Source organism: Dickeya sp. Secpp 1600 (assembly GCF_003049805.1).
GTDB lineage: Bacteria > Pseudomonadota > Gammaproteobacteria > Enterobacterales > Enterobacteriaceae > Dickeya > Dickeya fangzhongdai.
The window spans coordinates 3,715,827-3,728,696 of sequence record NZ_CP023484.1 but is presented as its reverse complement, the minus strand read 5'-3'; the positions used below and the strand labels follow the sequence as shown (position 1 = coordinate 3,728,696).

Genomic DNA, 12,870 nt, shown 5'->3' with positions numbered 1-12,870 from the left:
CCATCGGTGGCGGGCTGTCACGGGTGGCAGATTGCGGTAACATGTCACGGATTCGACGAGCCAGGATGGCTCGCGAGAGGAGTGTCAGGGATGAAACGGATGTTACTGGGTAAAGCCGTGGCGTTGGCCGCAGGCATGGGATTGCTGGCTGGATGCGCGCAAACGCCATCGCAACAGGTGAGTCCCGCGGCGGCGCAGACGCGGTTGCAACTGGGGCTGGAGTATCTGGCCCGTAATAATCTTGATGCCGCGCGCGACAATCTGCAAAAAGCGGAACAACTCGCGCCGGATGATTACCGGACCCAGTTGGGAATGGCGCTGTACGAGCAGCGCATCGGCGAGAATCAGGCCGCTGAGACACGTTATCGTCGCCTGCTGCGGCAGGCGCCCGCCAACGGCGGCGTAATGAATAATTACGGTGCGTTTCTCTGTGGTTTAGGGCAGTATGTAGCGGCGCAACGGCAGTTCGCAGCTGCGGCGCAACTCCCTGATTACCATCAGGTTGCCGATGCACTTGAGAACGCGGGATATTGTTTCCTCAATGCCGGTAAGCCGGATGAGGCGAGTCAGTGGCTCAGCCGTGCGCTGAGATACGATCCCGCCAGGGGAAACCGGCTTCTGGCGGAAGCGAACAGCCGCTTTGCCGCCGGGCGCTATGATCAGGCGCGATTGCTCCTGAATATTTACCAGCCATTGCTTACGGCAAACGCCGAAAGCCTGTGGCTACAGATTCGTTTCGCCGCGCTGGCGGGGCATCATGACGAGGTTAAACGTTATGGCGGATTGCTGGCGCGAAGTTTTCCACAATCCAAACAGTACCAGCAGTTCTTAGCTAATGAATACTGAAGCCACTCAAGATAATACTGCAGCAACGATAATGACCCCTGGCGAACGTTTGCGTGAAGCGCGCGAGCGGTTGGGACTGACGCAACAGGTTGTTGCAGAACGGTTGTGCCTGAAAGTGTCGACCGTTCGCGAAATAGAAGACAACAATACGCCCGCTGGCCTTGCTCCTACCTTTTTGCGCGGTTATATCCGCTCTTATGCCCGACTGGTTCACCTCCCTGAAGACGAATTGCTGCCGATGCTGGAAAAACAGGTCGTGCCGAGTCGCGTCTCCAATGTGGCGCCGATGCAGAGCCTGGCGTTGGGCAAAAGCCGCAAGAAGCGCGATGGCTGGCTGATGCTGTTCACCTGGTTGATTCTGCTTGGCGTACTGGGCCTGACGGTGGCCTGGTGGTGGCAGAACCATCAGGCGCAGCAGCAGGAAATCAATTCGATGGTGGATCACGCCAACGCGTCCCAGAACCGTAAAGACGGGCAGGCCGCTGATGCGAACAGCGATCCGGAACCGGTGGATAACGATGAAAGCGTGGCGGGCGCGCCGTCCGGCAACGGGCAGCCTATCGTACTTAACTCGCCTGCCGCCGCGCCTTCACAGCCTGCCGTTGCTACGCCAGTCGCTCCGACGACTAACGCGCCTGCCAGCGCGGCGCCTCAGGCTTCGACATCGGTTTCAGATCAGCCGTTGCTGAATCAGTCTGCCACCGCGCCGGCCAGTACTGCGCCAGCGGCTGATGCTTCCGGCGCGCCGGGTGCCATCGTGATGCGCTTTACCGCGGATTGCTGGCTGGAAGTGGTCGATGCGGCCGGCAAGAAACTGTTCAGCGGCGTGCAGCGTAACGGCAATGTGCTGAACCTGACCGGCCAGGCGCCGTACCGGTTAAAAATCGGCGCGCCGGGCGCGGTGCAGGTCGAGTTTCAGGGCAAACCGGTGGATTTGAGCCGTTTTGTCAAAAGCCATCAGGTGGCTCGTATTACGCTGACGGCTCAGTAATCGTGCCGTCGCACTGGCAATTGTGGAGAAGAAGTGATGCATAACCCCGCACCCATCAACCGCCGCAAATCAACCCGGATTTACGTCGGCAAGGTGCCTGTCGGTGATGGCGCGCCGATTGCAGTGCAGTCGATGACCAATACCCGCACTACCGACGTTGACGCCACGGTCAGGCAGATCAAGTCGCTGGAAAGGGTTGGCGTGGACATCGTGCGCGTCTCGGTACCGACTATGGACGCCGCCGAAGCATTTCGTCTGATTAAACAACAGGTGGATGTGCCGCTGGTGGCGGATATCCATTTTGACTACCGTATCGCGCTGAAAGTGGCGGAATACGGGGTCGATTGCCTGCGCATCAACCCCGGCAATATCGGTAGCGAAGAGCGTATCCGTTCGGTAGTGGATTGCGCGCGCGACAAAAATATTCCGATCCGCATTGGCGTGAACGCCGGTTCGCTGGAAAAGGATCTGCAGGAAAAATACGGCGAGCCGACGCCGGAAGCGCTGCTGGAATCCGCCATGCGCCATGTGGATATTCTCGATCGTCTCAATTTCCACACCTTCAAGGTCAGCGTCAAAGCGTCGGACGTGTTCCTGGCGGTGCAGTCCTACCGCTTGCTGGCGTCCCGTATCGATCAGCCGTTGCATCTGGGGATCACCGAAGCAGGCGGCGCGCGCAGCGGCGCGGTGAAATCCGCTATCGGCCTTGGATTGCTGCTTTCTGAAGGTATCGGCGATACGCTGCGCGTCTCGCTGGCGGCCGATCCGGTGGAAGAGGTCAAGGTCGGTTTCGATATTCTCAAGTCTCTGCGTATCCGTTCCCGCGGCATCAATTTCATTGCCTGCCCGACCTGCTCTCGTCAGGAATTCGACGTGATCGGCACGGTGAACGCGCTGGAACAGCGGCTGGAAGACATCGTCACGCCGATGGATGTATCGATCATCGGTTGCGTGGTCAACGGTCCAGGCGAAGCGCTGGTATCGACGCTGGGCGTAACCGGCGGCAACAAGAAGAGCGGTTTTTACGAAGACGGCGTCCGCCAGAAAGAACGTTTTGACAACGACGATATGATCGACCAACTGGAAGCCAGGATCCGCGCCAAGGCGTCTATGCTGGATGAAAAACAGCGTATCGCCGTCAATATGGTGGATAAGTGATCCGGTCTGCGCGAATGCGATCCGGCACCAATTCCTGAATTGAAGCGCCCGATGATAGCGGCAGCGACATTGAAGACATTGCGTCGTTGCTCCTATAATCGGGTCTATTTTTTAAAAGCGCATTAATTTCTGAAAACGCATAGAGAACTGACGTGGCAAAGAATATTCAAGCCATCCGTGGCATGAACGACTACCTGCCAGCCGAAACGGCACTGTGGCAGCGTATTGAAGACAGCCTGAAACAGGTACTCCGCGGGTACGGCTATAGCGAAATCCGTATGCCGATCGTCGAGCAGACCTCGCTGTTCAAACGTGCGATCGGCGAAGTAACCGATGTGGTTGAAAAGGAAATGTACACTTTTGAGGACCGCAATGGCGACAGCCTGACTTTGCGTCCCGAAGGCACGGCAGGGTGTGTCCGCGCCGGAATCGAGCACGGCATTCTGTACAATCAAGAGCAGCGGCTGTGGTATATCGGCCCGATGTTCCGCCACGAGCGTCCGCAGAAAGGGCGTTATCGCCAGTTCCATCAGTTGGGATGTGAAGTGTTTGGTCTGAAAGGACCGGATGTGGATGCGGAACTGATTCTGATGACCGCCCGCTGGTGGCGCGTGCTGGGTATCGATCAGCACGTCAATCTGGAACTGAACTCGATCGGCTCTTTGGACGCCCGCGCCCGCTATCGCGAAGCGCTGATTGCCTTCCTGGAAGAGCACAAAGATCAGCTGGATGAAGACTGCCTGCGTCGTATGTATACCAATCCGCTGCGTGTGCTCGACTCCAAGAATGCTCAGGTGCAGGCGTTGCTGGATAACGCACCGGTGCTGACCGATTATCTGGATGACGACTCTCGCGCGCATTTCGATGAATTGTGTGAACTTTTAACCCAGTCCGGCATCCCATATAAGGTTAATCCGCGGCTGGTTCGCGGACTGGACTATTACAACCGTACCGTTTTCGAATGGGTTACCAGTAGTCTGGGGTCTCAGGGGACGGTGTGCGGCGGCGGTCGTTATGACGGCATGGTCGAACAGCTTGGCGGCTCCAGTACGCCGGCGGTGGGGTTTGCCATGGGGCTGGAGCGTCTGGTGCTGCTGGTGCAGACCGTCAATCCGGCGTTCGCGGCGCAGCCTGGCGTAGACGCGTACCTGATTTCATCCGGTGCCGGCACGCAGCATGCAGCGATTCAGCTGGCAGAAAAAGTGCGCGACGCGCTGCCGCAGTTGAAGCTGATGACCAACTACGGCGGCGGTAATTTCAAGAAACAGTTTGCCCGCGCGGACAAGAGCGGGGCGCGGGTTGCGCTGGTGCTGGGCGAAACCGAAGTGGCTGCCGGGCAGGTGGTGGTGAAAAACCTGACCAGCGGCGAGCAGGAAACCCTGGCTCAGGCGGATGTGGCGGCGCGTCTGGCGGCGTTACTGAATTAAGGAGAAAGGCAGCGTGGAAGTCTATAGCACTGAAAACGAGCAGGTTGAGGCGATTCGCCGCTTCTTTATCGAGAATGGCAAGGCGTTGGCTATCGGCGTGGTGCTGGGTATCGGCGCCCTGGTAGGCTGGCGTTTCTGGCAAAACCATCAGGAAAGCAACGCGATGGCGGCTTCCGCTGCCTATCAGCAAGTGACCGAATCTCTGTCTGCCGGTACGCCGGAAGGCGTTGCCGGCGCTGAAAAGTTTGTCACCGGCGATCATGGCAATTACGGCGCGCTGGCTTCGCTGGCGCTGGCGCACCAGTTCGTTGAAAAAAATGATATCGCCAAAGCCGAGCAGCAGCTCCGTCAGGCATTGAGCCAGACCAAAGATGGCGATTTGCAGGCGCTGATCAATCTGCGCCTGGCTCGCGTACTGTTGCAGCAGAAGAAGCCGGATGATGCGTTGAAAACGCTCGATGCCATCAAGCTGGAAGGCTGGACGGCGATGGTAGCCGATGTTCGCGGCGACGTACTGGCGAGCAAAGGCGACAATCAGGGCGCGCGTGATGCCTACAACAAAGGCATGGCGGCGAAACCTTCTCAGGGGCTGCAATCCCTGTTACGTATCAAACTGAACAATCTGCCCAGCTAAGAGGGACTTCATGCAACTGCGTAAAACACTTTTGGTCGGACTGGTTTCCGTCACCCTGCTGAGCGGCTGTTCGCTGTTCGATCGCGAGGAAGACGTGGTCAAAATGTCTCCGCTGCCGCAGGTGACCAACCAGTTTACCCCCACCAAAGTCTGGAGTCGCTCCGTTGGAGACGGTACCGGTGAGTTCTACTCCAACCTGCATCCGACCTGGCAGGACAGCCGCGTGTATGCGGCCGATCGTCACGGCACGGTAAAAGCGCTGGATCTTAATAGCGGCGAAGAGAAATGGCGCGCCGATCTGGCGGAGAAAACCGGTCTGCTGTCCAGCAACCGTCCGGCGCTGCTGTCGGGCGGCGTGGCTGTGTCGGGCAACCATGTTTATGTCGGGAGCGAACGCGCGCAGCTGTTCGCCCTGAACGCTGACGACGGTACTGTGCAGTGGCAGACCAAAGTGGCGGGTGAAGTATTATCCAGCCCGGTGGTCAGCGATGGCGTGGTGATCGTTCATACCAGCAACGGCATGTTGCAGGCGCTCAGCGAGTCTGACGGCACCATCAAATGGACCGTGAATCTGGATATGCCGTCGCTGTCGCTGCGCGGCGAGTCTGCGCCGGTGACGGCGTTTGGCGCGGCGATTGTCGGTGGCGACAACGGGCGTGTCAGCGCGGTAATGATCAATCAGGGTCAGTTGATTTGGCAGCAACGTATCTCCCAGCCGGGCGGCGCGACTGAAATCGCTCGTCTGAACGACGTCGACACCACGCCGGTCGTGGCAGGCAACGTGGTGTATGCACTGGGATATAATGGCAACCTGACCGCACTGGATCTGCGTTCCGGGCAGATTACCTGGAAGCGTGAAATTGGTTCGGTGAATGATTTCATCGTCGATGGCGATCGTATTTATCTGGTCGATCAGGACGATCGCATTACGGCGCTGAACACCAACGGCGGCGTGGTGATCTGGCGGCAGGGCGATCTGCTGCACCGTAACCTGACGGCGCCGGCGTTGTATAATGGATATCTGGTGGTCGGCGATGCCGAAGGCTATCTGCACTGGGTCAACACGACTGACGGCCGCTTTGTGGTCCAGCAGAAAGTAGATAGCTCCGGCCTGCTGAGCAAGCCGGTGGTCGCCAGCGACAAGCTGCTGGTGCAGGCTAAAGGCGGCGAGGTTTACGCCTTTACCCGTTAACCGCTTCGCATGACCGGGACGGGCGGTGTATCCGCTATCCCCATAACGGCTCCTGATACTGTCAGGGGCCGTTTCGTCTTTTATCATCAGCAGTCCTTTCTGCTGTAACGAATTGAAATATAAGCAATGAGGTTGTAACAATGATACCTGTCGTCGCGCTGGTCGGGCGCCCGAATGTGGGGAAGTCCACGCTGTTTAACCGTTTAACGCGTACCCGTGACGCATTGGTGGCGGATTTCCCTGGGCTGACGCGTGACCGCAAGTATGGTCGTGCTGAGGTGGAGGGAAATGAATTCATTATTATCGATACCGGCGGTATCGACGGTAATGAAGATGGCGTGGAAACGCGCATGGCCGAGCAGTCGCTGCTGGCGATTGAAGAAGCGGATATCGTGCTGTTTCTGGTGGATGCCCGCGATGGCCTGATGCCGGCGGATCACGCCATTGCTCAGCATTTGCGTACGCGTGAAAAAGACACGTTTCTGGTTGCCAACAAAGTCGATGGCATCGATATCGATACCGGTATTGCCGATTTCTATTCGCTCGGGCTGGGCGAGGTGTATCCGATTGCGGCGTCGCATGGTCGTGGCGTCACTTCTCTGCTGGAAAAGGTGCTGTTGCCGTTTGCCGTCGATCCGGTGCAGGAAACGCGTGAACTGACCGAAGAAGAAGCGAACGCGGCTTACTGGGCGGAACAGCTCGGTGAAGGCGACGGCGATGGCGAAGAAGGTGAAGACGATGCGCTGAATCTGGAAGGGCTGCCGATTAAACTGGCTATCGTCGGCCGTCCGAATGTCGGTAAGTCAACGTTGACCAACCGTATTCTCGGGGAAGAGCGGGTGGTGGTGTACGACATGCCGGGCACCACGCGCGACAGTATCTACATCCCGATGGAGCGCGATGGTCGTGACTACGTGCTGATCGATACTGCCGGGGTACGTAAACGCGGCAAGATTACCGATGCCGTCGAGAAGTTCTCGGTGATCAAGACATTGCAGGCGATCGAAGACGCTAACGTGGTGCTGCTGGTGATTGACGCCCGCGAAGGGATTTCCGATCAGGATCTGTCGCTGCTGGGCTTTATCCTCAACTCCGGCCGTTCGCTGGTCATTGTGGTGAACAAGTGGGATGGACTGTCGCAGGAGGTCAAGGAGCAGGTGAAGGAAACCCTCGACCTGCGCCTCGGTTTCATTGATTTTGCCCGCATTCACTTTATTTCGGCGCTGCATGGTAGCGGTGTGGGCAACCTGTTTGAATCCGTCAACGAAGCCTACGAGTGTTCCACCCGCCGTGTGGGAACCGCGATGCTGACCCGCATCATGCAGATGGCGGCGGACGACCACCAGCCGCCGTTGGTGCGTGGCCGTCGTGTGAAGCTGAAATACGCCCATGCCGGGGGATACAATCCGCCGATCGTAGTGATCCACGGCAATCAGGTCAAAGATTTGCCTGATTCCTACAAGCGCTACCTGATGAACTACTACCGGCGCTCGCTGGATGTCATGGGAACGCCGATTCGTATTCAGTTCAAGGAAGGGGAAAACCCGTTCGCCGACAAACGCAACACGCTGACGCCGAATCAGCTGCGCAAGCGTAAACGCCTGATGCAGCACCTCAAGAAAGGCAAGTAAGCATAGCGGTGTAAACCCGCTGTTATATCGGGGCAGGAGCGATTCTGCCCCGTTTTTCATGTGTGATCCGGAGAAGGGCGATGGACGCTTATTGTCCCGAGTGTCAGCAGTCGATGGTGTGGTGCGGCAATGAACAGTACCGTTGTGAGGCTTGCCAGCGAGATTTGCTGCGTTTGGCGCTGTGTCCGCAATGCGAACAGCCGTTGCAGGTATTGCGCGCCTGTGGGGCGGAAAGTTATCTGTGCGCCGACGGTCTCGGGCTGATTTCACGTTCCCGCGTGGTCATTCGTTACCAGCCTAAGAGCCTATCTCAATAGGCGTAATTGGCGCAGCCAGTTTGGACACGGACAGCGCGGAGAACCCGGAGCGTACACGTAGTACGTGAGGATTTCGAGTACTGCCCAGGGCCAAAATGGCAAGTAAGATAGCCCTATTGGGATAGGCTCTAAGTAGCCGTCAGGAGGTTTGATCGTCGTCCAGACCATTGCGCCACAAGGCTTCCAGCTCCGATGGCGCGCTCTGCTCGGGGATCAGCAATACCCAGTCCGTTTGGCGGGTATCCGGCGTATTGCAGTAGTGAATATGGATACGGTAGTAGAACTGATCTCCGCGGCCGGGAGAGTCTGGCTGACCGGGTTGCTGCGCTGCCGGCAGAACGTCACGCAGCATGGCGCAGAGTTTCTCCTTCTTGGCGGCGGGGACTTCGGCCAGCGCGAAGCGGCGCAGGCCGGCCAGTCTGGGGATCCAGGCGAAACCGCCCTCGCGCGCCAGTTCAATAATCACATCATCCGTCAAATCGGGCAGGTTATTCCTGTTCGTGCTCATTAAGAATTCCCGTGTCGACCCCGACCTGATGCCAGGCACGCAGCACAGCGTCGGCTACTGCTTCATTAAAGCGCTTTTTGGCGTGTTCCACGGTAAATCTGGCAAAGATGGAGAAATCCGCATTTTGCGGCAGCGCTTTGTCGCACAGGGCGTCGTACCAGATACGCCCGGTTTTTTCCCAGGAGTAGCCGCCCAGCGCCATAGCCGCCAGATAGAAGGCACGGTTGGGAATTCCGGAGTTCAGGTGTACGCCGCCGTTGTCCTCGCGGGTATTGACGAAATCCCGCATATGGGCAGGTTGTGGGTCGGTGCCCAGCAACAGGTCGTCATAGGCGGTGCCGGGACGCGCCATGGAACGCAGGCCCTTACCATCGATGCCGTCGGCCAGCAGTCCTTCACCAATAATCCAGTCCGCCTGCTGTACCTTCTGATTGCGGTAGTACTGTTTGACCATAGAGCCAAACACGTCCGCGAGTGATTCGTTAAGCGCGCCGGACTGGCGGAAGTACAGCAGGTTGCTTTCACTTTCCACCACGCCATGCGACAGCTCATGGGCGATCACATCCAGCGCGATAGTGAAACGATTGAAGATTTTGCCGTCGCCGTCGCCAAACACCATCTGCTGCCCGTTCCAGAACGCATTCTGGTAATCCTTGCCGTAGTGGACGCTGCCGATCAGCGGCAATCCTTTGTTGTCCAAAGAGTTACGACCGAAGATTTTCCAGAAGAAGTCATAGGTAATGCCCAGATAGGTATAGGCTTCATCAACAGTGATATCGCCATTTCCCGGCTGACCTTCCGTCCGTACTCGTTTGCCGGGCAATGTCTGCTGGTGCTCTGCGTCGTAGATATTGCGCTGTATCTTGCCGGCAGGGTGTTCCTCATGGTCATCGGGGTGGATGACTGGGGCCACCATCAGTGACTGCACGTGCATCAGAGTTTGTTGCGCGCAACGACGTTCCTCATCCGATCCATTGTTGATAATGCGATGCAGAATATAGGGCGGAATGATGTTACGGGCGGATTGCATACTTCATCTCCTTATGCCTTGCAGTATGGTTTGCAACATATTATCAACACTGATCTATCACAGTTATGACACGATAAGTATAGCCTAATCACTAAATATTTTTCGTCTGGCGTCTGACGCGCGGTTTAGTAGATTCTTTTTTGATTTCAGTGATCTGACTCTCTACCCAGCCATCCTGCAGCCGAGTTTTCAAGATATCGCCCTTGATGGCCTGAGCGGTGTGTTTCATGACTTTGCCATCCGGGGCGGTGGTGACGCTGTAGCCGCGGGCCAGCGTCGCCAGCGGGCTGACGGCTTCGAGATGGGAACAGGCTTCGCCAAATCGTTGTTTATGCTGATTAAGTTGCTTTTCCAACGCGGATTGCATGCGGTAGCGCAACTGCTGCACCTGCTGCTGCGCACGGTGCAGGCGTGGTTGCGGTTGATGCTGCCGTAGCCGCAGGACAACACGTTCCTGACGGCGAGTCTGTTGACGCAGTTGCAACTGGATGGCTTCGTCCAGACGCTGACGCAGGCGAAGTAATTGCGTCTGCTGGCGGGCCAGACGCAGTTGCGGATGTTGCTGATGCAGCCGATGCTGCAACCTGACGAATTGCTGCTGACGTTGCGCCAGATAGTAGTCCATCGCCATTTCCAGCCGCTGGCGCTGAGACTGAATCTGCCGCAGCAGCTCCAGTTGGTTACGGCTGACCAGTTCCGCTGCCGCAGAAGGCGTCGGCGCGCGCAGATCCGCCACGAAGTCGGCGATGGTCACATCGGTTTCGTGACCGACTGCGCTGACAATCGGGATGCGGCTGGCAAAAATAGCTCGCGCCACCCGCTCATCGTTGAAGCTCCACAGGTCTTCCAGCGATCCGCCGCCGCGGCCGACGATCAGCACATCGCATTCCTGACGCAGATTGGCTAGCTCAATGGCCCGCACAATTTGAGCCGGCGCATCCACGCCCTGCACCGCAGTCGGGTAGACAACCACCGGCAGCGAAGGGTCGCGCCGTTGCAGAATATGCAGGATATCGTGCAGCGCCGCGCCGCTGGCGGAGGTAATGACGCCAACCTGACGCGCCGGTTTGGGCAGCAATTGCTTGTACTGTTGATCGAATAGCCCTTCCGCCGACAGGCGCTGTTTCAACTGCTCGAATTGCTGTTGCAGCAGGCCGTCGCCTGCCGGGTGCATGCTTTCAGCCAGCAACTGGTAGTCGCCGCGCGGTTCGTACAGTGTGATGGTGGCGCGAATCAGCACCTGCTGCCCGTTTTGCGGTCGGAAGGTGACCCGCCGATTGCTGGTGCGAAACATGGCGCAACGCACCTGAGCGCGCTCGTCTTTCAGCGTAAAGTACCAGTGACCGGAGGAGGGCTGGGAGAAATTGGATATTTCACCGGAGAGCCAGATCTGGCCCATTTCACCTTCCAGCAACTGTTTTACCGTCTGATTCAGGCGGCTGACGGTAAATATGGCGGATGACGGCAATGAGGACATTGTGACCCGGATCAAATAGTAAAACAGAGAGTTAATCCATCAATACTACCGGTCAGTGGGCGGTTCGCAAGCATTTTTATAAAAAAATACTGGAGGCAATCGATTTCGCCCTGTATAATGCCGCGGCAATATTTTATCTAATTCCCATCCCATTTCCGGTGAGATATTGCCATGTTACGTATCGCTAAAGAAGCTCTGACCTTCGATGATGTTCTCCTCGTTCCAGCCCATTCCACGGTTCTGCCCAACACGGCCGATCTGAGCACGCAACTGACTCAGCGCATCCGTCTGAACATTCCCATGCTGTCCGCCGCAATGGATACCGTGACCGAGTCCGGGCTGGCTATTGCGCTGGCGCAGGAAGGCGGCATCGGTTTTATTCACAAGAACATGCCGATTGAGCGCCAGGCGGAAGAAGTCAGCCGCGTGAAGCGCCATGAAAGCGGCGTGGTGGTCGACCCGCAGACCGTAACCCCGGAAACCACGCTGCGTCAGGTGAAAGAACTCACTGAACGCAATGGTTTCGCCGGTTATCCGGTGGTAACGAAAGGCAATGAGCTGGTCGGTATCATCACCGGTCGTGACGTGCGTTTCGTCACCGATCTGGACCGCCCGGTCAGCGCGGTCATGACCCCGAAAGAACGTCTGGTGACGGTAAAAGAGGGCGAAGCCCGCGAGGTGGTGTTGCAGAAAATGCACGAGCGCCGCATCGAAAAAGCGCTGGTGGTGGATGCGCAATTCCGTCTGGTCGGGATGATCACGGTAAAAGATTTCCAGAAAGCTGAACGTAAGCCGAACGCCTGTAAAGACGAACACGGTCGTCTGCGCGTGGGTGCAGCAGTTGGCGCCGGCGCCGGTAACGAAGAGCGTATCGACGCGCTGGTCGCCGCCGGTGTGGACGTGTTGTTGATCGACTCCTCGCACGGTCACTCCGAAGGCGTGTTGCAGCGTATCCGCGAAACCCGCGCCAAATACCCGGAGCTACAGATCATCGGCGGTAACGTGGCGACGGGCGCTGGCGCACGCGCGCTGGCCGAAGCCGGCGTGAGCGCGGTGAAAGTGGGTATCGGCCCCGGCTCCATCTGTACGACCCGTATCGTGACCGGCGTGGGCGTACCGCAGATTACCGCGATTGCCGATGCGGTTGACGCGCTGGAAGGCACCGGCATTCCGGTGATTGCCGACGGCGGTATCCGTTTCTCCGGCGACATCGCCAAAGCCATCGCCGCCGGCGCCGCCTGCGTGATGGTCGGTTCCATGCTGGCCGGCACCGAAGAATCGCCGGGCGAGATCGAACTGTATCAGGGCCGCGCGTTTAAATCTTACCGCGGCATGGGCTCTCTGGGCGCGATGTCCAAAGGCTCGTCCGACCGTTACTTCCAGTCTGACAATGCCGCCGACAAACTGGTGCCGGAAGGTATCGAAGGCCGCGTGGCTTATAAAGGCCGCCTGAAAGAGATCGTACACCAGCAGATGGGCGGCCTGCGCTCCTGCATGGGTCTGACCGGTTGCCCGACCATCGACGCGCTGCGCACCAAAGCCGAATTTGTGCGCATCAGCGGCGCCGGTATTCAGGAAAGTCACGTTCATGATGTGACCATCACCAAAGAGTCGCCGAACTATCGCATGGGCTAAGCGCGTTACCGGCTGATTTAATGT

General features: G+C 57.8%; 12 protein-coding genes. 9 read left to right on the top strand and 3 right to left on the bottom strand.

Annotated features, from left to right (window positions below):
* Window positions 1-90: 90 nt before the first annotated feature.
* The 8 genes from pilW to CPA59_RS16495 all read left to right on the top strand — a co-directional run bounded on the left by pilW (window position 91) and on the right by CPA59_RS16495 (window position 8,196).
* A complete protein-coding gene (gene pilW / locus CPA59_RS16530; RefSeq protein WP_100849966.1) occupies window positions 91-846 on the top strand; it encodes a type IV pilus biogenesis/stability protein PilW in 756 nt (251 codons plus the stop codon).
* Window positions 836-1,837, top strand: coding sequence for a cytoskeleton protein RodZ (gene rodZ, locus CPA59_RS16525; RefSeq protein WP_038919855.1), 1,002 nt, complete (start codon window positions 836-838; stop codon window positions 1,835-1,837). Before pilW ends, rodZ begins: the two co-directional genes overlap by 11 nt.
* Before the next feature lie 36 nt (window positions 1,838-1,873).
* A complete protein-coding gene (ispG, locus tag CPA59_RS16520) occupies window positions 1,874-2,995 on the top strand; it encodes a flavodoxin-dependent (E)-4-hydroxy-3-methylbut-2-enyl-diphosphate synthase (protein ID WP_049854858.1) in 1,122 nt (373 codons plus the stop codon).
* A 152-nt stretch (window positions 2,996-3,147) separates the two neighbouring features.
* Complete coding sequence (gene hisS, locus CPA59_RS16515) at window positions 3,148-4,422, top strand: histidine--tRNA ligase (RefSeq protein WP_107760128.1); 1,275 nt, start codon at window positions 3,148-3,150, stop codon at window positions 4,420-4,422.
* A 13-nt stretch (window positions 4,423-4,435) separates the two neighbouring features.
* Window positions 4,436-5,056, top strand: coding sequence for a YfgM family protein (locus CPA59_RS16510; RefSeq protein WP_038666844.1), 621 nt, complete (start codon window positions 4,436-4,438; stop codon window positions 5,054-5,056).
* A gap of 10 nt (window positions 5,057-5,066) precedes the next feature.
* Window positions 5,067-6,248, top strand: coding sequence for an outer membrane protein assembly factor BamB (gene bamB, locus CPA59_RS16505; protein ID WP_107760126.1), 1,182 nt, complete (start codon window positions 5,067-5,069; stop codon window positions 6,246-6,248).
* Window positions 6,249-6,388: 140 nt separating this feature from the next.
* Entirely contained in the window at window positions 6,389-7,879 is a 1,491-nt protein-coding gene (gene der, locus CPA59_RS16500; protein WP_038919850.1) for a ribosome biogenesis GTPase Der, read from the top strand.
* Window positions 7,880-7,959: 80 nt separating this feature from the next.
* Window positions 7,960-8,196, top strand: coding sequence for a zinc ribbon domain-containing protein (locus CPA59_RS16495; protein ID WP_107760124.1), 237 nt, complete (start codon window positions 7,960-7,962; stop codon window positions 8,194-8,196).
* Window positions 8,197-8,335: 139 nt separating this feature from the next.
* Here the strand turns inward: CPA59_RS16495 and CPA59_RS16485 are convergent, their stop codons facing one another.
* From CPA59_RS16485 to xseA, 3 genes are all read right to left on the bottom strand, one after another.
* The gene (locus tag CPA59_RS16485) at window positions 8,336-8,704 is read right to left on the bottom strand and encodes a protealysin inhibitor emfourin (RefSeq protein WP_038919848.1); all 369 of its coding nucleotides are present in this window, start codon (window positions 8,702-8,704) and stop codon (window positions 8,336-8,338) included.
* Window positions 8,685-9,734: a M4 family metallopeptidase gene (locus tag CPA59_RS16480; protein WP_049854861.1), complete on the bottom strand. Its 1,050-nt coding sequence runs from the start codon at window positions 9,732-9,734 to the stop codon at window positions 8,685-8,687. Before CPA59_RS16480 ends, CPA59_RS16485 begins: the two co-directional genes overlap by 20 nt.
* A gap of 91 nt (window positions 9,735-9,825) precedes the next feature.
* Window positions 9,826-11,211, bottom strand: a complete 1,386-nt coding sequence (xseA, locus tag CPA59_RS16475; RefSeq protein ID WP_107760121.1) for an exodeoxyribonuclease VII large subunit — start codon at window positions 11,209-11,211, stop codon at window positions 9,826-9,828.
* Window positions 11,212-11,382: 171 nt separating this feature from the next.
* On the opposite strand from xseA, the gene guaB reads away from it, so the two are divergent.
* Window positions 11,383-12,846 (top strand): IMP dehydrogenase, encoded by a 1,464-nt coding sequence (gene guaB / locus CPA59_RS16470; protein ID WP_038919844.1) that lies wholly within the window; start codon window positions 11,383-11,385, stop codon window positions 12,844-12,846.
* Window positions 12,847-12,870 lie beyond the last annotated feature (24 nt).

Excerpts from the sequence above, each read along its gene's own strand:
- pilW (WP_100849966.1), top strand. The coding sequence starts at position 91 with ATGAAACGGATGTTACTGGGTAAAGCCGTGGCGTTGGCCGCAGGCATG.
- rodZ (WP_038919855.1), top strand. The coding sequence starts at position 836 with ATGAATACTGAAGCCACTCAAGATAATACTGCAGCAACGATAATGACC.
- CPA59_RS16485 (WP_038919848.1), bottom strand. The coding sequence starts at position 8,704 with ATGAGCACGAACAGGAATAACCTGCCCGATTTGACGGATGATGTGATT.
- guaB (WP_038919844.1), top strand. The coding sequence starts at position 11,383 with ATGTTACGTATCGCTAAAGAAGCTCTGACCTTCGATGATGTTCTCCTC.
- bamB (WP_107760126.1), top strand. The coding sequence starts at position 5,067 with ATGCAACTGCGTAAAACACTTTTGGTCGGACTGGTTTCCGTCACCCTG.
- CPA59_RS16495 (WP_107760124.1), top strand. The coding sequence starts at position 7,960 with ATGGACGCTTATTGTCCCGAGTGTCAGCAGTCGATGGTGTGGTGCGGC.
- ispG (WP_049854858.1), top strand. The coding sequence starts at position 1,874 with ATGCATAACCCCGCACCCATCAACCGCCGCAAATCAACCCGGATTTAC.
- der (WP_038919850.1), top strand. The coding sequence starts at position 6,389 with ATGATACCTGTCGTCGCGCTGGTCGGGCGCCCGAATGTGGGGAAGTCC.
- CPA59_RS16480 (WP_049854861.1), bottom strand. The coding sequence starts at position 9,734 with ATGCAATCCGCCCGTAACATCATTCCGCCCTATATTCTGCATCGCATT.
- xseA (WP_107760121.1), bottom strand. The coding sequence starts at position 11,211 with ATGTCCTCATTGCCGTCATCCGCCATATTTACCGTCAGCCGCCTGAAT.